Source organism: Spirosoma lituiforme, from assembly GCF_054776635.1.
Genome location: NZ_BAAHBO010000004.1, coordinates 287,027 through 306,964, shown reverse-complemented (window position 1 = coordinate 306,964; position 19,938 = coordinate 287,027). Strand labels below are relative to the sequence as shown.

The 19,938-nt window shown below is 51.3% G+C and carries 15 protein-coding genes; 8 read left to right on the top strand and 7 right to left on the bottom strand.

Annotated features, from left to right (window positions below; translation table 11 throughout):
• The first annotated feature begins 119 nt into the window (after positions 1-119).
• Together ACYU87_RS16730 and nadC are read left to right on the top strand one after the other, a co-directional pair.
• A complete protein-coding gene (locus ACYU87_RS16730) occupies positions 120-3,761 on the top strand; it encodes a T9SS type A sorting domain-containing protein (protein WP_461135222.1) in 3,642 nt (1,213 codons plus the stop codon).
• A gap of 66 nt (positions 3,762-3,827) precedes the next feature.
• Positions 3,828-4,661 carry a carboxylating nicotinate-nucleotide diphosphorylase gene (nadC, locus tag ACYU87_RS16725; RefSeq protein ID WP_461135221.1) on the top strand — a complete coding sequence of 278 codons (834 nt, stop codon included), beginning with the start codon at positions 3,828-3,830 and terminating at the stop codon, positions 4,659-4,661.
• Between the two features lie 207 nt (positions 4,662-4,868).
• Here the strand turns inward: nadC and ACYU87_RS16720 are convergent, their stop codons facing one another.
• The 4 genes from ACYU87_RS16720 to ACYU87_RS16705 form a co-directional block, all read right to left on the bottom strand.
• A complete protein-coding gene (locus ACYU87_RS16720; RefSeq protein ID WP_461135220.1) occupies positions 4,869-5,228 on the bottom strand; it encodes a hypothetical protein in 360 nt (119 codons plus the stop codon).
• A gap of 218 nt (positions 5,229-5,446) precedes the next feature.
• Positions 5,447-6,487, bottom strand: coding sequence for a pyruvate dehydrogenase complex E1 component subunit beta (locus ACYU87_RS16715; protein WP_461135362.1), 1,041 nt, complete (start codon positions 6,485-6,487; stop codon positions 5,447-5,449).
• A gap of 143 nt (positions 6,488-6,630) precedes the next feature.
• Positions 6,631-8,943, bottom strand: a complete 2,313-nt coding sequence (gene porZ / locus ACYU87_RS16710; protein ID WP_461135219.1) for a type IX secretion system anionic LPS delivery protein PorZ — start codon at positions 8,941-8,943, stop codon at positions 6,631-6,633.
• Positions 8,918-9,547, bottom strand: a complete 630-nt coding sequence (locus ACYU87_RS16705) for a thymidine kinase (protein WP_461135218.1) — start codon at positions 9,545-9,547, stop codon at positions 8,918-8,920. Before ACYU87_RS16705 ends, porZ begins: the two co-directional genes overlap by 26 nt.
• A 217-nt stretch (positions 9,548-9,764) precedes the next feature.
• Here ACYU87_RS16705 and ACYU87_RS16700 point away from each other — a divergent pair, with 217 nt between their 5' ends.
• Positions 9,765-11,078 (top strand): hypothetical protein, encoded by a 1,314-nt coding sequence (locus ACYU87_RS16700; protein ID WP_461135217.1) that lies wholly within the window; start codon positions 9,765-9,767, stop codon positions 11,076-11,078.
• Between the two features lie 317 nt (positions 11,079-11,395).
• Positions 11,396-13,345: a ComEA family DNA-binding protein gene (locus ACYU87_RS16695; RefSeq protein WP_461135361.1), complete on the top strand. Its 1,950-nt coding sequence runs from the start codon at positions 11,396-11,398 to the stop codon at positions 13,343-13,345.
• 12 nt (positions 13,346-13,357) lie between these two features.
• Here ACYU87_RS16695 and ACYU87_RS16690 read toward each other — a convergent pair whose 3' ends face one another.
• Complete coding sequence (locus ACYU87_RS16690) at positions 13,358-14,104, bottom strand: ABC transporter ATP-binding protein (RefSeq protein ID WP_461135216.1); 747 nt, start codon at positions 14,102-14,104, stop codon at positions 13,358-13,360.
• 94 nt (positions 14,105-14,198) lie between these two features.
• The gene (locus tag ACYU87_RS16685) at positions 14,199-14,930 is read right to left on the bottom strand and encodes an MlaE family ABC transporter permease (RefSeq protein ID WP_461135215.1); all 732 of its coding nucleotides are present in this window, start codon (positions 14,928-14,930) and stop codon (positions 14,199-14,201) included.
• A 177-nt stretch (positions 14,931-15,107) separates the two neighbouring features.
• Here ACYU87_RS16685 and ACYU87_RS16680 point away from each other — a divergent pair, with 177 nt between their 5' ends.
• Together ACYU87_RS16680 and ACYU87_RS16675 are read left to right on the top strand one after the other, a co-directional pair.
• Entirely contained in the window at positions 15,108-15,782 is a 675-nt protein-coding gene (locus ACYU87_RS16680; protein WP_461135214.1) for an SDR family oxidoreductase, read from the top strand.
• A 143-nt stretch (positions 15,783-15,925) separates the two neighbouring features.
• Positions 15,926-16,840, top strand: coding sequence for an ROK family protein (locus tag ACYU87_RS16675; protein WP_461135213.1), 915 nt, complete (start codon positions 15,926-15,928; stop codon positions 16,838-16,840).
• A gap of 80 nt (positions 16,841-16,920) precedes the next feature.
• Here the strand turns inward: ACYU87_RS16675 and murB are convergent, their stop codons facing one another.
• Positions 16,921-17,946, bottom strand: a complete 1,026-nt coding sequence (gene murB, locus ACYU87_RS16670; protein ID WP_461135212.1) for a UDP-N-acetylmuramate dehydrogenase — start codon at positions 17,944-17,946, stop codon at positions 16,921-16,923.
• Between the two features lie 118 nt (positions 17,947-18,064).
• On the opposite strand from murB, the gene ACYU87_RS16665 reads away from it, so the two are divergent.
• Both ACYU87_RS16665 and gmd read left to right on the top strand, forming a co-directional pair.
• Positions 18,065-18,643, top strand: a complete 579-nt coding sequence (locus tag ACYU87_RS16665) for an SPOR domain-containing protein (protein WP_461135211.1) — start codon at positions 18,065-18,067, stop codon at positions 18,641-18,643.
• A gap of 83 nt (positions 18,644-18,726) precedes the next feature.
• Positions 18,727-19,839: a GDP-mannose 4,6-dehydratase gene (gene gmd / locus ACYU87_RS16660; protein ID WP_461135210.1), complete on the top strand. Its 1,113-nt coding sequence runs from the start codon at positions 18,727-18,729 to the stop codon at positions 19,837-19,839.
• The last annotated feature ends 99 nt before the right edge of the window (positions 19,840-19,938 follow it).

Genomic DNA, 19,938 nt, shown 5'->3' with positions numbered 1-19,938 from the left:
TTATTGCTTTTAACTTATCAACGTCCAGATTTTTGGTCTACTATGCTGGATGTTAAATATTTACGTAAACAATATAGTATATATATTTTGTATATATATTGCGCATAAAAATAACTTATATGATGAAAACGCTACTTACTTCCTTGTGTCTATTGGTCACCTTATTGAGTAAGGGGCAAAGCGGATCGACTCCCGTCCGGCTTCCAATTGCGTCCATCACCGCCAGCGAAAATACAGGCCAGGATTATTCTCCCTGGCTGAACGACGATCTTAGTAAACAGGTACAAAGTGCTTGGGGCGCTAACGCCAAATGGGTGCAGGTAACCCTTAAGCTGGAGAAGAAAAGCCTGCTCTCAAGCTTGTCTTTGTATGATGCAGAAGGGTCGTTTACCGATAAACCCGCTTTGCTTTATGCCCTGAGCGGTAACCAGCGTGTTCTGATTGGCTCCTTCGATGGCTCGTCCTATGCCAGTTGGGTCACGCTCACGCCTTTTCAACCGCTCGTTGCCGATGCCATCATGATTTACAAGTACGGCAATAACATACCGCAAAAAATCAAAGCCTTCGGGCAACCGCTTACCGCAACGACGACTGTACCGCGTCCGCTCGATTTGCTGACCCTGGCATCCGCGAAAGACAATCCGGTAACGGGCGAAAATTATTCGGCTTACCTGAATGACAACATCAACAGTCTTGTCGCATCGTATTGGGAGCCCGCCAATTTTCAGTGGACCGACGTCACCGTTAAGTTCAGCAAGAAAAGTCTGTTAACAAAATTGGACTTGTACGATTTCGAAGGCACGTTTGAATCGGCTCCGGCTCAGATCTACGCGCTAAACGGGAAAGAGAAAACGCTGATCGGTACGTTCAACGGCGACAGCTATATGGTATTCAAGCCGTACACGCTGACCGAGCCACTGGTTGCCGACGGTATCGTCATTCACAAGTACTGCAACAACATACCGGTTAAAATACGGGCCTACGGAAAGGTGTTGCCTACCGATCCACTCGACGCCATTATGGCCACTCAGGAACGGGTAAAGGTGACGAGTGTCGTATCGAGTGTGCCTACGGCGCAGAGCTATGCTCCCTATCTGAATGACGATATGAATAGCCTGGTGCAGACAAACTGGAACAGCGCCGATTGCGTGTGGATGGATCTTACCCTAAAGCTGGAAGCAAAAAGCACACTAACCAAACTGGAGCTGTACGATGGGGAGAATGAGTTCTCGGGCACACCAGCTACGATATATGCCCTCAACGGCACGCAAAAAACATTGCTTGGTACCTTTACCGGGCCTTCGTTCGCAGTTTGGCAGGAGTTATCATTTCCGTCGGTGGTGGCCGATGCCATTGTCATGCACAAATACTGCAATGCAGTACCACTAAAAATCAAGGTATATGGCCGTCCGCTGGATAGTGTCGTGACTACTACGCCGAGCAGCACTACCACCACGCCACCCACTACCACTACATCGCCAGCGACGTCAACGACGGTGGCCGTTTCGTTAGGGAGCAAGATTCCGATTGATGCCAGCCGGTGGTACCAGCTCAATAACGTGAGCAGTGGGCTGGGGCCTCTGTTCGACGGGAAAGTTACGGATGATATACAAACGGGATGGGGTAAAATTCTGAGCAACTACGATGCCTATTATCCATTGCAAACCGGCGAGTCGATGGCTATTAAAGCCATAAAGTTCTATGATGGCAACGGAAGCAATACTTCATCGCCCATGCGGTTGTCTATCATTACCCGTGACTGGAAACGTATTGAACTGGCTCAATTTAAGGGACTTGAGTACAATGCCTGGGTGGGGCCGTACCCAAGCCGGTCAACATCGGGTGATTCGAAGTTTCTGTTAGATAGCGTTGTGACCGGTGCGCGTTATCTGGTTATCAACACGACCGATTTCTGGCCCCGTGAGATTGAGCTTTACGGGACGTATCAGGCCGGTAGCACCACGGCCGGGGCCGCGCCCAAAAAGAGTCCGACGTTTAAGAATCTGCTCGGAATCAACGGGTTCGAGTGGGATTTTTACCAGGCGGGTGTGCCGGGTATTTCAGCGCCTAAAATGAAGGCTATCCAATCGTTCGGGGTTCTCCGGCACTATATGGACTGGGAGAAGCTGGAACTGACCGAAGGGAAGTACACATTTAATCCAACCCACTCCGGTGGCTGGAATTACGACCTGATGTACGAACGCTGCAAGGCAGATGGTATTGAAGTAATGGCTTGCCTCAAAGACCTGGCCCCCTGGATGAAAGCGACCTACCCCGCCGACCAGCAGGAAAATGATAACGTGCCTGTGCGTTATGGAAAAGATTTCTCCAGCCCGGCCTCTTATATTGAACAGGCAAAGGTGGCGTTTCAGTATGCTGCCCGCTATGGTAAAAACACCGCTGTTAATCCGGCCCTGGTTAAGGTAAATTCAGCTATTCGCTGGACGGCCGACCCCGCAAACGTCGTCAAAATTGGCCTTGGCCTGATCAATTACATTGAGTGCGACAACGAGCGTGATAAGTGGTGGCGCGGCCGGAAAGCGTACCAGACGGGCCGGGAGTATGCGGCCAATATGTCGGCGTTTTACGATGGGCACAAAAATACCATGGGGGCGGGCGTTGGTGTGAAAAATGCCGATCCGAGCATGGTTGTGGTCATGGGCGGCTTGTGTTCCATTGCCAACGGTACCGATTACATCCGGGGTATGATCGACTGGTGCAAGGAGTTTCGGGGGTACAAATCGGATGGGCGCGTTAATCTTTGCTGGGACGTCATTAATTATCACCTCTACCCCGACAATTCCGGCTCCATGCAGAACGGGAGCGGTGCGTCAGCACGGGGATCCGCGCCCGAACTATCGCTGGCTACCCAGGTGGTCAGGAATGTGTTGAAACTGGCACACGAAGCCTGTTATGACATGCCGGTCTACATCTCCGAAACGGGCTACGACCTGCACCAGGGCAGCCCGCTTCGCGCCATTCCCATTGGGTCAAAATCGGTCCTGCGTACCCAGGCCGACTGGAATCTGCGGACGGCCCTCCTGTATGGCCGGGAAGGGGTAGACCGGATCGACTTTTACCAGACGTACGATCTGAACCTGGATTGCGCCGTTCAGTTCTGTTCGATGGGCTTTATGAATGCCGATTTCACCCGTAAACCCACCGCCGACTATTTCTACCAGGCCAAAAAACTCATTGGCGATTATGTGTTCAAAGAGTCAATCAGCACGAACCCGAACGTGGATCGGTACGAACGCAATGGTCAGTCGGCTTACGCGCTCTGGATTCCCGACGAAGTTGGCCGGACGGGTCAATACTCACTGAACCTGGGTGCTGGTTCAGTGGCGCGAATCTACACGCCCCAGGCTGGTCGCGATACGATGGCGTTGCAGGTACGCCCAACGGTGAACAGCCAGATTGCATTAACCCTGACAGAAACACCCCAATTTGTTATCGCAGCTTCGGGTGCGGCCCGGTTACCGGCCGAATCGCCGGAGAGTAATGAGGAATCGATGCGCGTATACCCGAATCCGTCGGTCGAGCGCGTGGAACTTCAACTCAACAATGGGTATCTGGGCGCGGTTGATGTCAGTGTAATTGACGCGAATCTGGGCATTACACGGCATCAGACCACATGGCAGAAAAACACCCGCTCCTTTTCGGGTAGCATTGATCTGACAACGCTACCGTACGGCATTTACCTGCTCGATGTGAAGCAGGGCAACGAACGAACCATACGGCGAATCATGAAAGTGCGTTAATCACTTTCCGCCATTCCGCCAATCGATGACGGTCTGTTGAAAAGAATAATCTGCTACCTTGCGGCCATGAATTTACATGAGTTTATACAGCTGGCTCTGACCGAAGATGTCGGTGACGGCGATCATACATCCTTATCGACCATTCCGGCTGATGCCCAGAAGCGGGCCCGGCTATTGGTTAAAGAAACAGGTATTCTGGCTGGTGTGGAGGTCGCACAGGCAATCTTTGCCGAGGTCGATCCGACGTTTGTTGTCGATGTTCTGATTCCTGATGGAGCCTCGATCAAACCCGGAGATGTCGTATTGACCGTTAGCGGAAATGCCCGGAATATCCTGACCGCTGAACGACTGGTGTTGAACTGCATGCAACGGATGAGCGGTATTGCCACGCACACCCGAGAACTGGTTAATCTTCTGGAGGGAACACGGGCCAAATTGCTGGATACGCGCAAAACGACGCCAAACTTTCGTATCTGTGAGAAAATGGCCACTAAAATTGGGGGAGCTGTCAACCATCGGTTCGGGCTGTACGACATGATCCTGATCAAAGACAACCACGTCGATTATGCCGGGAGCATCGAAGCGGCCATTACCCAGGCGGTTGCTTACCTGAACGAAACCGGTCGCCAGTTGCGCATCGAAGTAGAAACCCGCAACCGGGCCGAGGTAGACGAAGTACTTCGGGTGGGGCAAGTGGACGTTATTCTGCTGGATAACTTCGCGCCCGAAGGTATCCGCGACATGGTGCGTTTGATTAATGGCCGGTTTGTAACCGAAGCATCGGGTGGTATCGACGAAACGAACCTGCGCGCTTATGCCGAAACGGGTGTCGATTACATCTCCTCCGGCGCGTTGACGCACCAGATAAAGAGCCTGGATCTGAGTTTGAAAGCGTATTGATTGGCGTTCTGCCTATTGCCCCTGAATAGGCATCAATTCGAATTAGACGTCTGTGTCAGCCCACCGCTTATTGATTTGACTTGATTAGTCGCCGGATTGAGCTGTCTGAACAAAACGCCCTAAATTCAGCCGTATCAACAGTTTGTTGGAAACGGAAACCGTTGATACGGCTGGAGGCTATGTACTGTAATACGCATCTATTCGCATTCACTTCTCCGGATTTTCATCTATGCCCAAACGGGGCAGCGCTGGGTTCAGCACACGTGGTACGACTTTAATTCGAAATACCCGTGCACCGGCTACATTGAAATCGCAGCTATAAAACGCCCGTTGCTTCACTCCCCGATATACCGCTGTATAGTTAACCCTGGGTGGCCAGTTGTTTAGTGCCAGCTCAGCCGTTATCGCATCCACTGCTTTGCGAAGATTCGAAAAGAAAATAACGGTTGGTTCGCGCTGACGCAGCGCTGTTAATCCGCCCACATACTGAATTGTGACTTCGTAAATGATACGGCCACTTGCCCTGAAAACAGGCTGTTTGGGCGGGTTAGTGGATAAATCGTTCATACATACCAATAATCCGAAAAATTATTTGACTATTTTTCATTACCTAAACTTTTTACAACCGATAAAGGTTTACCTTATAATTGAATCTAATAGACTCAAATACACCGCCCGGTTATTGAAAAATAATCGGGTTTTTTTTGTTCAGAAAAAAAGCGTCGACCGGTTGGATCGACGCTTTTTTGGTCATGGAATACCTTATTCTTGAGGTGAAACACCTGCTATTTCTTGTACATCACCGCTTCGACCGCTTGTAACGTGCGTTTCACGTTTGGCAAAATAACCTCGATGAGCGTAGGGGCGTAAGGCAAGGGTAAATCCATGCTGTTGACCCGAACAACGGGAGCATCCAGATAGTCGAATGCATTCCGTTGAATGTTGTACGTCAACTCCGACGAGATAGCAGCTAATGGCCAGGCTTCCTCAACGATAACACACCGGTTGGTTTTCTTGACCGAGTTAATAATCGTTGCATAGTCAATCGGGCGCACGGAACGCAAATCGATCACCTCCGCCGAAATACCGTTTTTCGCCAGTTCGTCGGCGGCAGCCAGCGCTACTTTCATGATCTTGCCAAACGACACAATCGTTACGTCATTTCCTTCCCGAACAACATTAGCGAGGCCAATTGGAATCAGGTATTCTTCTTCAGGAACCTGACCTTTGTCGCCATACATCAACTCCGACTCCATGAAAATAACGGGGTCATTGTCGCGGATACACGACTTCAGTAGTCCTTTCGCATCATAGGGGTTCGAGGGAACGACCACTTTCAGCCCCGAGGTATTGGCAAACCAGTTTTCGAAGTTCTGCGAGTGTTGCGAAGACAGCATGCCGGCATTGCCGGTTGGCCCGCGGAACACGATAGGGCAGGAGTACTGACCACCCGACATAGACATGATTTTGGCGGCCGAGTTGATAACCTGATCAATCGCAACAAGCGAGAAGTTAAAGGTCATGAACTCAATAATTGGCCGAAGTCCGTTAATGGCCGAACCCACACCGATACCGGCGAAACCAAGCTCGGCGATGGGGGTGTCAATGACCCGCTCCGGACCAAATTCGTCCAGCATTCCCTGACTAACTTTATAAGCGCCATTGTATTCGGCAACTTCTTCGCCCATCAGATAAACTTTCGGATCCCGGCGCATTTCTTCCGTCATGGCCTCCCGCAGGGCTTCACGGAATTGTATTTCTCTCATAATGAGTGCGTTGATTGCGTTTGGTTGCTCACTCGGTTCATGTTGGTATTCGAATGAGATGGCAGAAAACCTGTCAAAATTAGGCAAAATGCCCTGATTCGTCAAATAGCGGGTAAAGGCTTATTTTAATACAACCACCAGGAGGCTGTTTCGTCTGTTGATCGATTACCTATTTAGGGAAGATTGTGCCCGACGAGCGTTACCTAACGCACCACTGCCAGTTTGCCGACCAGCCCTTCTGAGCCATCGACGTTAACTACTACGATCAGGTAAATGCCCGTTTGAGCCATGCGGCCCAGATAATCCCGTAGAGGCCAGGTTGCCGTTCCGCCCTGCGACCGGGTTTCGTAAACCAGTTGTCCACCCGCGTTAAGAATTTTCACCGTCGCATTATCCGTCAGGCCGTTAATGCCAACCGTGCCGGTAAAATCCGGCCGGACGGGGTTCGGGAAAATGGTAAGCTGGCCAAGGGATAAGGCTGGCTCGGTTGCTGCACTCTGGTAAGAAACGATCCCGTTAGACTGATCGGCTGTGCTGGTTTCGACAAACACGTTACCGGAGGTCGGCTCGATAGCCAATGACTGCACGGTATTGCTTGGCAACGGGCTGTTGTCGGCCGTGAACGTCTCGAGCAATTGCGATCCATCGGGTGCAACATGGTACAGGCCGCTGCGGGTACCAAGCCATTTTCGGTTACCCCCATCAACCGCTATGGATGTAATAAGCTCATTGGCCAGCAACCGGCGGCCGTTAAGGACGGGCGATTGGGCCGTTACGACTGGGTCAAAAGCGCCGTAGGGGTTATCAAATACCATTGGACCAAGGTCTGTGCCGACCCAGATGACCCCGTTGCGATCTTTCACCAAAGCCCGGACGCTGTTGGTTAGCAACCCACCCTGATTGGTAATTGTACTTAGTGCCCGGCTGCGGTTCGTTTGGGGATCGAAAACCAGCAAGCCTCCGCTAACATCAGGCCGTAACCACAGAAACCCGTTGTCGTCGGGCACAACCTGTACAATGTTCGTCTGGCTGACGGCCGGGAACGATTGGTATTGCCCGTCGGCTCGGCGCACGTGTAAGGTAGCCTGTTGCGCGTTACCCCGGCCCGTTGTGATCCAAAGATTTCCGTCGAGGTCGGTAGACAGACTGGTTATAAAAGGACTGATCGTGGCGGGTAATGAGACCGGGGTGGCTGGCTGACCTTCTGTCTGGCTCCATAATCCTGCGCCAAAGTTGCCCAGATAAAGTTTTTGTTCTGCCGTTGCGTAAGCGGCTGCGTTGAAACCACGCGTTACCCCAGTTGGCAGACTACTGATCCAGCGCCCGGCGGGTACGGACAGTAGCTCAACGGATGGCTGGTTCTGCGCCAACGACGTGGTTTCCTGGGGGCCGACGGGCAGAGCGACCAGCGTTTGTGGATAGGCATATAATTGAGCGAACTGATCACGCGTTGGCCCTTCGGGAGCAATACGCTGGAATGTACTGGCCGTGGTGGTCAGCAGGCCGTTTCTGGCGTCGGCAATCCAGAGCGTACGTCCATCGGCCTGTACCTCGCGTGGATCGGCCAGCCATGAGCCTGTGAACGAACCTACCCCCGCCAAGGTTACGGCCTGATTAGTGGCCAGAATGAGGCCGGTTGTACTGGAAAATTGCCGGATAACAGCATTGGTGAGCGACTGTGTTAGCGTCCAGCGGCCGAGTTGGCGCTCAAACGTACCCTGTCCATTGACCGTGGCGGTTAATCGCCCTTGGTTGGTGTTGATCGACTCCGTTTGTTGTCCGGGAGAGTCTACCGCCCGCCAGTTTGCCGGGTCAACAATATTAACATTGGCCGAAAAGCGAATCGCCCGAATCTGTCGTTGGGTAGCCATTGTGGTTGCTGGAGCCGTCAGGACATACAGGCTATCGCTCGTAGCGGCTGACTGGAAAATGGGAAGGGCAGAACCATCGGCCCGCTGACTGAAGTACGTATCCCGAATCTCATTTCTAGCTAAATCCAGCACGACAAGACCAAAATCGGTGCTCAGATAAGCGTTGTTGCCAATGCGATTGAGGTGATTGATACCTCGGGCAGTAGGCAAAGACGATGCGGTAACGATGGTGTTAACGTTCGAAACAGTACCCGGTTCGCCCGTATCCGTTAAGGTCATAAAATCCAGATTACCGTCCCGATAGGCAATGAGTAACCGGTTTTGATCGGCCAGATAGAGCAATCGACTGATTCCTGCTGCGCTCAGGCCATCCTGCTTACTGATCGTTCGGGCTTCCTGTGTAGTCTTGTCGAAGTAAAAAAATCCGTTCCGGGTGGCAGCATAAACGACGTTGCCCACAACGGCTACGGATTGCCCCGACTGGTAACTGGCGTGCGTTTGCCAGGTACCAATCTGCGAAAAGGCTGAATGAGCCAGAAGGAAAAGAAGACTGAATGAGCCCCGGAATTTATGGGCTAAAGACCGGATACGCTTTTTCGATAAAAAATAGCTTAGCTCATCAGTCATCGTTCGCCACGTTCTCATAAGCCCACTCTTTACGGCCAGCGTCGCTGCCGAGGTTAAAGCAACGTCGGCAACGGGCTTCGTAGCTATCGGTCTCGCCCAGCAGTACACGGTCCTGCGAAGGGACGAGCCGATAAGAATAATGGGCGATATCGCCACAAACCACACAAATTGCGTGAACCTTCGTTACGTATTCGGCCGTGCTCATGAGCTGGGGCATGCAACCGAAAGGCTGCCCGGAAAAGTCCATATCCAGCCCGGCAATGATAACGCGTTTTCCCTGGTTAGCCAGCAACGTGCAGACATCCAGTATTTCTTTATCGAAAAACTGGGCCTCATCAATGCCCACGACGTCGCAGTTGCCGGCCAGAGGTGGAATTTGGCCCGCCGTTTGCACCGGATTCGAATGGATGGCCAGTGCTGAATGCGAAACAATGTTTTCGTCGTGGTAGCGGGTATCCAGCGCCGGTTTGAAAATCTCAACGTTCAGCTTGGCAATACGAGCCCGGGTGAGCCGTCGAATCAGCTCCTCCGTTTTTCCGGAGAACATCGATCCACAGATTACTTCGATCCAGCCAGTGCGGAGATGAGGTGGTTCACGACGTCGGGATGGTTCGATAAACATGGGGAATTGGTTGATGAAACGCGGGAAACAGGTCAGAAGGGCAGAAACGGCAAACGCAGGAATGACAAATTAGCCCGAAATTCGGTTCATCTACCCACCGGGTCAGTCCATTTTCGGGTTAAACTGCCGTGTGAAGCCCGTTGCATTTGATTTCTACATTGACAACAGATGGTTTGTATCCGAAAGTCATATATTTACAAAACAAAGGATTTTCCTAATGTCGAACAAGTTTAACGCCAACGTCCTCACAGAATATAGTAAGTCTTACGCTCGCCGAACCGCGTCCGATTTCTACCAGCACCACGCTACCATTAGTGGTCAGCAAATTCTGTCGCTAACGCCCATTAATCAGATTAATCTGTTCGTTATTAGCAGCTTATCTGACAAGTGGCAGGCCGATGCCGCTAAGTTTCGCAGCCCTTACTTCGATTTTACCGATGCTGACGTAGAGGAAGCCCTGCGCAACTTTATGAACGTAGTGTCGCAGCACATCTCGGTTCGGCGCGAACACCTGGAACCATTGCTGGCGGACGCTACCCGCCGAACGATAACCATGATTTTTGACCCTCGGGCTTACTTTGATGACGTGCTCCGCAGCCAGCCCGAGTTTACGGTAACGGCCGATACGCTGAAGCAAATGGTGCGCTACACGAAGATCAACCAGTTCATTCCGGCTTATATCCTGCAACGCATGAATGGCAAGCCGTTCGTGTATGTTAATCAGGCACTGGGTTTTCTGGATGAGGTTTTTAGCCAGCGGGCGCATGAACTCGAGCATCACGATAAGTTTGTTGCGCTTTTTTCGGAGAAATTGCCAATGGATGTGGCGGCTCTGCTGCGCAGTCATGTCCCCGATAGTATTCCGGGGGCTCCCATGCGGTCCTTCTTCGACACGGCTACTGAATCAACCGTGCCACCAGCTCCATTAGTCGCTGAAGCGCCTGTACCGATCCAAACGGAGGAGTTGGCCAATAGCCCAGGCAATGATACCCCGGCGATACCCCCGCAGGAACTACCGTCAACGCCAGTTACCGCTCCCGTGGCAGACGAGTCGACGGCGACGGGTGGCGCCCTGTTTCTGGATAGAACGAGTGGGCCAGATCCGGTTTCGCCCATCAGTCAGCCATCTCAGCTGACAGATACCGAAATCAGTCAATCGGTCGTGCTTGACCGTTCGCAGGCCGAAACGGCTGCCGACGCTAAGCCTACCCTGAACGATGCATTGCGGGAGAGCACTCCTGCCGAACCCATTGCGGTGGCCCCCACTACGGTGGCCGAAACGTTTAATCGGGCACCCATTGAGAGTGTTGCCCGCAGTATTTCATTGAATCAGAAGTTCCGGTTCATCAATCAATTGTTCAACGGAAATTCGAGTGCGTACAATCAGGCGGTAGAGGAAATAGACACCCTGAACAATTACGGTCAGGCACTCGATTTGATTTCGTACCGTTATGCCTCGCAGTACCTGTGGGACATGAGTAGTGACGAAGTGAGTGAGCTGGTTGAGATTCTGAAACGCCGGTTTGCCTAAGTAGACAACGATTGACCCAGCGATACGGAGATGCTTTTGCCCCTGGCTAATAGCGTCTCCGTACCGCTGGGTTTGTTGTAGCCACTCCATTCTATTTCGGAATTTCTCCCGACGGGTGTAACTTCTTTGCCGCGTTTCCGTCATAGGCCCTATCTACTTGGATATAACGGGCCTTGCGAACTATTTATCTGCTTATAATAGCCGGATGGCTGATCGTTCACTCGGCTTTCTGCCAGATTGGCGAATCAATCAATCGGGGCGCTGATCGGCGAGACAGTGTACTGACTCAGCGTCTGCAGGATCTATTTCCGGTTCAGATGGAGGGCGTCGATTACCAGTCGGTGTACGATGCGTTGACGCAACTCTATGCCAATCCGCTCGATTTAAATAACGCCACGCGGGATGAATTAGAGGCAACGTACCTGCTTACCCAACGTCAGTTAAGTAGTTTGGCTACTTACCGGGCTGCCTATGGTGATCTCCTGTCCGTTTATGAACTACAGGCTGTACCCGAGTTCGACCTACCTACTATTCGGCGGTTACGACCCTTCGTAATGGTAACGGGTAGTCAGGGCCTGTTCGGCGCGTATGCGACCCCAACCGATAATTACCTTATTGTTCGCTACGAACGGCTGCTCGAGCCACAAAAAGGATTTTCGGAAGCAATCCCCGATAAGAAAGGAAACCTCCCGACCCGCTATTTGGGTAGTCCCGGCCAATGGTACGCCCGCTATCGGTACAGCCGTCCCCGTGCGTTCAGTATGGGGCTGACTCTGGAGCAGGACCCCGGCGAACAAGTCGTCTGGCAACCTTCGGCCCGCCGGTACGGTATCGATTATGTGTCTTTTCACGCACAGGTACAGAACCGGGGTAACTGGCGGAATGTATTGATTGGCGACTATCAATTGCAAATCGGGCAGGGCCTGGTCTTGTCGGCGGGCTTTGTACTGGGCAAGAGCGCTGAAACCGTGCAAACCGTTCGTCGCCCAACGCTGGGTGCCCGGCCTTTCACGTCACTTACGGAGTATGGCTACTTTCGGGGGGGAACAGCTACCTACGCTTTGCGTCCTTTTCTGGATATAACCTTTATGGTGGCTCGAAACCGACGCGATGCCAATATCAGTACGGAAGGTGCGGACATGGTGGCCACCTCCCTGCAAACGTCTGGCTTACACCGTACATTGTCGGAGCGTGACGATCAGGGAAGTCTGCTGGAAACAAACGTTGGGGCTCATGTACTCTATCACAATCGACAGCAGGTTCAAGTTGGGCTCACGGTGCTGCGTACTACCTTCGACACGTTTTTTCGGAGACGTGATCTGCCCTATAACCAGTACGAATTTACGGGTAAGCAGAACGTAGTGGCTGGTCTTCACGGTGGGTATATCTGGCGAAACTGGAATCTGTTCGGCGAACTAGCGCGCAGCAGCGGTTCGGCCACGCATTCGGGTGGGATTGGGGCCGTTGCAGGAACGTTAGTTAGTCTGACGAAAAAGGTCGACATGGCCATTGTCGTTCGGCATTATGACCGCAACTTTCATAGTTTCTACAGCAATGGATTCAGCGAAGGAAGTCGAACAATCAATGAATCCGGGGCTTACGTAGGAGTGAAATACACCGTCTACCGCAGGCTGACGGTGGGCGGATTCGTGGATTATTTTAGTTTCCCGTGGCTGAGGTATCTGGTCGATAAGCCATCCCGTGGATTTGACTATCTGCTCCAGGCGCGCTACTCACCCAACCGACAAACGGCCTTTTACGCCCTCTACCACGAAGAGCATAAAGCGAAAAACCTGGTAACTGGTACTAGTAAAGCCGTTGATGAGACCATCCGCCGGAGTTACGTGCTCAACGCCGATTGTAAACTCCGGCGTGGGCTGTCGCTGCGTTCGCGGGTACAGTGGGGTGGGTTTCGGTATGCGGGACAGCCTCCCTCGAAGGGGTTTGTGGTGGTCCAGGATGCTACGCTGGAGTTACGCAGATTGAGTCTGAGCGCTCGGGTGGCCTTGTTTGGTACCGACGATTACGACAGCCGACAATACGTTTACGAGCGTGATGTCCTCTATTCGTTCTCGTTTCCGGCCTATTTCAATCAGGGTATCCGGCATTACTTGTTAGCCCAGTATAGCCTGAACCGCCATCTGGACGTTTGGGTGCGCTGGGCCAGAACAGACCTTACTAATCAGGATACCGTGGGCTCCGACCTCGACCAAGTCGATGCATCGCACAAGTCAGAAGTGAAAGTGCAGGCCCGCTGGCGATTTTGAGGGTGCTGATATTTACTTCTCCATTTCCCGAATGAGCTTGTTGGCATTTATAAACTCGTTCAATTCCTTCACGTTGGACTGAGTAAGTGTAGCGCTATTGCCCTGCCAAAGCTTGTGCCCCTCGTATAGAAACATGATCTGCTCGCCGATTTCCATCATTGAATTCATGTCGTGGGTGATCACAACCGTTGTAATCTGAAACTCATCTGTAATCTCAGAAATGAGCTGATCAATTTTGATGGATGTCAGCGGATCAAGGCCGGAATTCGGTTCATCGCAGAACAGGTACTTGGGGTTCAGAACAATCGCGCGGGCAATACCAACCCGTTTTTTCATCCCCCCACTAATTTCGGACGGCATCCGGTCGCCCGCCTTTTCCAGTCCAACGCGTTGCAGGCACTCCTGCGCCCGATCTACCTTTTCACTTTCCGACTGGTCGGTGAGCATATCGAGCGGGAAGCGAACATTTTCCAGAACGGTCTTGGAATCAAACAGGGCTGAGCCCTGAAACAGAACGCCCATTTCGCGTCGAATGGCCTTCTGCTCGTTCAGGTCGCTGGTCAGAAAGTCGCGTCCGTCGTAAAGAACCTGACCGGTGTCGGGCTTAACCAGACCAATCATGCACTTCAGCAATACGCTCTTGCCCGTACCACTACCGCCAATGATCAGACTGGTATCGCCTGGTTTAAAGCTACCATCGATACCCGCCAGCACTTGCCGATCACCAAAGGATTTTGTAATGTTTTTTATGTCGATCATTTTAACGAGCGAAATCGGACCGCCGAAGCGGAGTGAATGAGCGAACGAGCGAATGAGCGAGAATTGACGCGTCAGCCACTCTTTCGCTCGTTTACTAGGTGAGTAATAGCTGCGTTAGAACAAAGTCGGCAGCTACGATAGCAATACAACTGTTAGTAACCGCAGATGTTGACGCGGCCCCCACCTCGAGCGCACCCCCACTGACATTATATCCCTGGTAAGCCGAAATCGTCGAGATCAGGAAAGCAAATACGGTCGTTTTGATGAGGGCAAAGACAATCCCAAACGGCTTGTAATCGAACCGTAAACCGGTAATATATTCTTCCGCAGAGATGACGTTCGCCAGCGTACCGGCGATATAACCGCCCAGAATGGCCAGAAAACCAGCCATAATCACGAGGAGCGGAAACATCAGCACCGACGCAACCACCTTCGGCAGAATCAGATAGGAACTGGAGTTGATACCCATCACTTCCAGCGCATCGACCTGTTCGGTAATTCGCATCGTTCCTATTTCGCTGGCAATGTTCGACCCCACTTTACCGGCCAGAACAATACACGACAGGGTAGGTGCCAACTCCAGAATAGAACTATCGCGGACAATGAGGGCAATAATATACTTCGGAACGAACGGATTGGTGAGGTTATAGGCGGTTTGAACGCAGGTAACGGCACCGATGAATATGTTGACCAGGGCAACGATAAAGATGGAGCCAACACCAATGGACATGCATTCATTCAGAATAAGGCCCACGTAAACGCGGAGTTTCTCCCGATTGCGGAAAAGGGTACCCAAAAAGATAAAATAACTACCTAAGCGTGACATATAAGCATGTAGAAAACAGGTGAACCTCGTGGCGTTCTGAATTGGTATCCACTCGGGAGAACCCTCGTAAAGAGAGAATGGTTTCTGACGTAACTTGCGGCTCCGCTTATCTGGATGGATGGTGGTTTTGGGACGAAGCAGGTTTTGCTGCGTAAGTTGATCTAGATTATCATTTTTATGAACCCATTGATTGTGGTAACCGGGGGCTCTAAGGGCATTGGCCGCGCAATTGCCAATCGATTTGTCGCCGAAGGCTTCGATGCCCTCGTCTGTGCCCGCTCGGTTGAGAGCATCCAGGAGCCCGGTTTATTGCCGTTTGCCGCCGATCTGTCGACGCGGGATGGCGTGAATGCGCTGCTCGATTATATTCATTCGCTCAATCGGCCAGTCGACGTGCTTGTTAACAACGCTGGCATGTTTCTGCCGGGTCAGATTCAGAACGAAGCCGAAGGCACCTTTGAACAACTGATGCAAACCAACGTTGCCAGTGCGTACCACCTGACTCGCGGGGTGGTGAGTGATATGGTAACCCGTCGGAAAGGGCATATTTTTATGATGTGCTCAACGGCCAGCATCACGGCTTACACGAATGGCGGCTCTTACTGCATCTCTAAATTTGCGTTACTGGGCATGAGTCGGGTGCTGCGCGAGGAGTTAAAACCGCACGATGTGAAGGTAACGGCCATCTTGCCGGGCGCCACGCTTACCGACAGCTGGGCGGGAACAGATTTGCCCGAAGACCGTTTTTTAAAGCCAGACGATGTGGCTGATAGCGCCTGGGCTGCGTACTCGCTCTCGAAAAGCGCCGTCATTGAAGAAATGCTTATTCGTCCTCAATTAGGTGACATCTAAGCAGAATAAAGGCGTCGATTAGCCAGGACTTAAGCAATCGGTTACTACCGAATGCCCAAGGACTACCTACTTTTTGTATCTTGCGCCCGGTTTCTCTGTTCCTGACCAGCTAATTGTTCACCATAAACTGACCAATATTAAGAATGGCTTCCGTTGAGTATTTGGGTATCGACGTCGGCGGTACGAACGTCAAAATGGGTATTGTCGATGCCAATACCGGTAAAATTTCTAATTTCTATAGCCACGACACCATTAGCTGGCGGGAATCAGGACACTTTGTTGATCGCTTCGGTGACGCCGTTGCGTTGCAGTTATTTTCCAATAAAGAAGTAAAAAAAGTTGGTATCGGTTTGCCGGGGATGATTAACAGTGCGCGCACGATCCCCCTCGAAATTACGGCTATTCCAGAAATTGACGGCATTCCGATGGTGGATTTGCTGAGCAAACGTTTTCCGGGTGTTCAGTTTTTTCTGGCGAATGATGCCAATGCAGCCGCTTTGGGTGAGTATTATTTCGCCGAAGAGAAAATCACGGAAAATTACATTTTCATTACGCTTGGCACAGGTGTTGGCGGGGCGGCCATCATCAATAAGAAAATATTTACCGGTGGCGATGGGAATGCCATGGAACCAGGCCATATTCCTTCCCGGAATGGTCGGGTGCTGGAGCGGAATATCGGTAAAAAAGAATTGCTCGATCTAGCGAATGAGCGTCGGAAAGAATACAAAGGCGAAACTCACCTGGCCGACGACGGCTCGATTTCGACAACCGGTTTAGTAGCCGCTGCGGCTGAAGGCGATGAGCTGGCACTCCAGATCTGGACTGAAGTAGGCGAAATGCTGGGCGAAGGGCTAGCTTCGCTTATCAAAATACTGGACATCAAGCAGGTATTGATTGGGGGAGGGCTGTCGGCTTCTTTCGATTACATTCTGCCCGCGGTCAACAAAACGCTCGACCATTGGCTCAATCCGTATTACAAGAATGGCTTAAGCATCAAGCGGGCCACCCTTGGTAATGACGCGGGGTTACTCGGAGCGGCTTCCCTCTGTTTCGACTAAACGACTGAATGTATAAAACCAGACCAGACGGGCCAAAAGAGACGGTGTAAAAACTCTCTTTTGGCCCGTCTGGCTAGTGGTTAAATGACGTTTACTTCTGGCGAGATAGTAATGCCGAATTTTTCTAATACAGATTGCTGGACTTTTTTGGCGAGCGCCATGATTTCGTCGCCGGTAGCTTTGTCGTAGTTAACCAGTACCAGAGCCTGTTTGGCATGAACGCCCGCATCACCGGAGCGGTACCCTTTCCAGCCCGCCTGCTCGATCAGCCAGCCCGCCGGAACCTTAACTACATCGTCGCCAATCGGATAGCCCGGTAAAGTCGGGTAAACGGCTTTTAATTTATCGAACTGGTCCTTAGGAATTTCAGGATTTTTAAAGAAGCTTCCTGCATTGCCGATCTGGGCGGGATCAGGAAGTTTACTGCGCCGAATACGAATAACCGCGTCGCTGATTGCTTTAATGGACAGAGTTTCATCCGTCACCCCCATTTCGGTTAATGTTTCCTGAATGGCACCGTAGCGCGTATGAAAAATCGGGCGTTTAACTAACTGAAACGTAACGCTGGTGATGATGTACTGCCCCTTTAACGCCCGTTTGAAAACGCTCTCCCGATAACCGAAAGCGCAATCTGCGTGGGTAAAGGTCTTCCTCTCACTAGTGGTGATATGGACTGCGGTAAGGGATTCGAATACCTGTTCCAGCTCAACGCCGTACGCGCCAATGTTCTGCATGGGTGCTGCGCCTACCGTGCCGGGTATAAGCGCCAGATTCTCCATACCTGCGTAACCGCGCCCAACGCAAAAGAGAACCAGCGCATGCCAGTTCACGCCCGCGCCAGCCGTTACATAAACATGATCGTCGTCTTCACGGGTGACGTCGATACCCTGAATATTTATTTTTACAACCAGCCCGTCGAAGTCGTGGCACAGGAGCACATTGCTGCCACCCCCTAAAATTAATTTCGGCTGGTTACTATAATCACTCAGCTGGAGTACCGTCTGAAGGTCTTCCTCACTATTGACCTCAACCCAATACCGTGCGTTGGCATGAATCCCAAACGTATTGTATGGTTTGAGCGATACGTGGCTTTGTATGTTCAGCATGTACTAAGCGTAATAAAACGGTCAAAATTAACCAAATTATAGGTCGGGTTTATACAGATACTCGCTGGTTTGAGTTATTCAGGCCGCAAATGATTAGTTTTACTCATTAATTGGATAGATGATTATGCGCTGCCGGTTTGCGGAAAGTATGGTGTTGAGTTTATTGATCATGACGGGCTGCGCGACAAGTCGCTCGGTGACAACGGCTGTTGACTACAATAGTTACAACGAAGATTTATCGTCGGTACGTCCTGTCTACAACCCGGTAACTGCAGCTGTGCCGACCACCACACCACCGCCACCACCCGCTACTACGACGCCTGCCCCCCGCCGGGCCGATGTTCGTAAGCCTGCCGCACCAGTAGAGGCTCTGCACATTAACCGTCGACTCGATATGGTGCTCGATACCATTGCGGTGCAAAACCGGTCGATTCGCTATGCCCCCGGCTTTCGGATTCAGGTTTATGTGGGTACACAACGAAAAGAAGTTGATGCGGCCCGTCTGCTCATCTCGCAGGAATTCCCGGAATTAAGCCCGTATCTGAGTTACAATCAACCAACGTACAAACTTAAAGTAGGCGATTTTATGCGCCGGATGGATGCCGAACGATACTATGCCTCGATACGACGCCTTATCGAATCGGCTCAGCTACAAGCCGACAAAGTAGACATTCATCGGAGCCTGTTAATAAAATAAGTTGTAAAATATGGCTACCGGACGCTACCTTTGATTCATTTGGTACACCTAGTAGGCGTTGGTCTTGACCAGTTTATACTGATATGAAAAAAGCATTAGTTACCGGAATTACCGGACAAGATGGGGCCTATCTGGCCGAGTTACTGTTAGAAAAAGGATACGAAGTACATGGTATTAAACGCCGTAGCTCCCTATTCAATACACAACGGATTGACCATTTGTACGAAGATCCGCACGAAAGAAATATTCATTTTAAACTTCATTACGGCGATCTTTCCGATTCAACCAACATCATTCGGATTATTCAGGAGGTTCAGCCCGATGAAATTTATAACCTGGGCGCTATGTCGCACGTGCGGGTTAGCTTCGACGAGCCAGAATACACGGCTCAGGTAGATGGCATCGGTACGTTGCGTATACTGGAAGCAGTTCGTCTGCTTGGCCTGACCGAAAAGACCCGTATCTATCAGGCGTCTACGTCTGAACTCTACGGTGGCGTTCAGGGACATGCGCAGTCAGAAACAACTCCGTTTTACCCGCGCTCGCCCTATGCTGTTGCCAAACTGTACGGTTACTGGATTACGGTGAACTACCGCGAAGCGTATAACATGTACGCTTGTAACGGTATTCTGTTCAACCACGAATCACCGCTACGGGGCGAAACGTTCGTTACGCGTAAAATTACCCGGGCTGTAGCTCGTATCGGTCTTGGTTTACAGGATAAAGTATATCTGGGTAATCTTGATTCACTGCGCGATTGGGGTCATGCCAAGGATTATGTTGAGGCCATGTACCTGATTCTGCAACAGGAAAAACCCGAAGATTTCGTAATTGCCACGGGTGTAACAACCAGCGTACGGGACTTCGTCCGGATGTCGTTCTCGGAAATCGGCGTTGAACTGGAATTTAAAGGCGAAGGCGTCGATGAGGTTGGAACGGTTGTAAGCTCAACAAATCCTGATTTCCCGGTTGAAGTTGGCCAGGCCGTTGTTTGTGTCGATCCCCGCTATTTCCGCCCAACGGAAGTGGATCTGTTACTCGGTGATCCGGCAAAAGCCATGTCGAAACTGAACTGGAAACCAAAATACGATCTTCCTGCGCTTGTTAAAGACATGATGACGTCTGACATAAACCTGTTCCGTCGTGACCAACTACTGGCTAGCGGTGGCCATCAGGTCCTGAATTACTTCGAATAGTTGTTATCTCGGCTACGAACTGGCTTTTCTTCCTGTGCGGTCGGATTTTCAAATCCGACCGCTTTTTTTATGAAAAAAAAACGTCGGGTTCGAAAACCC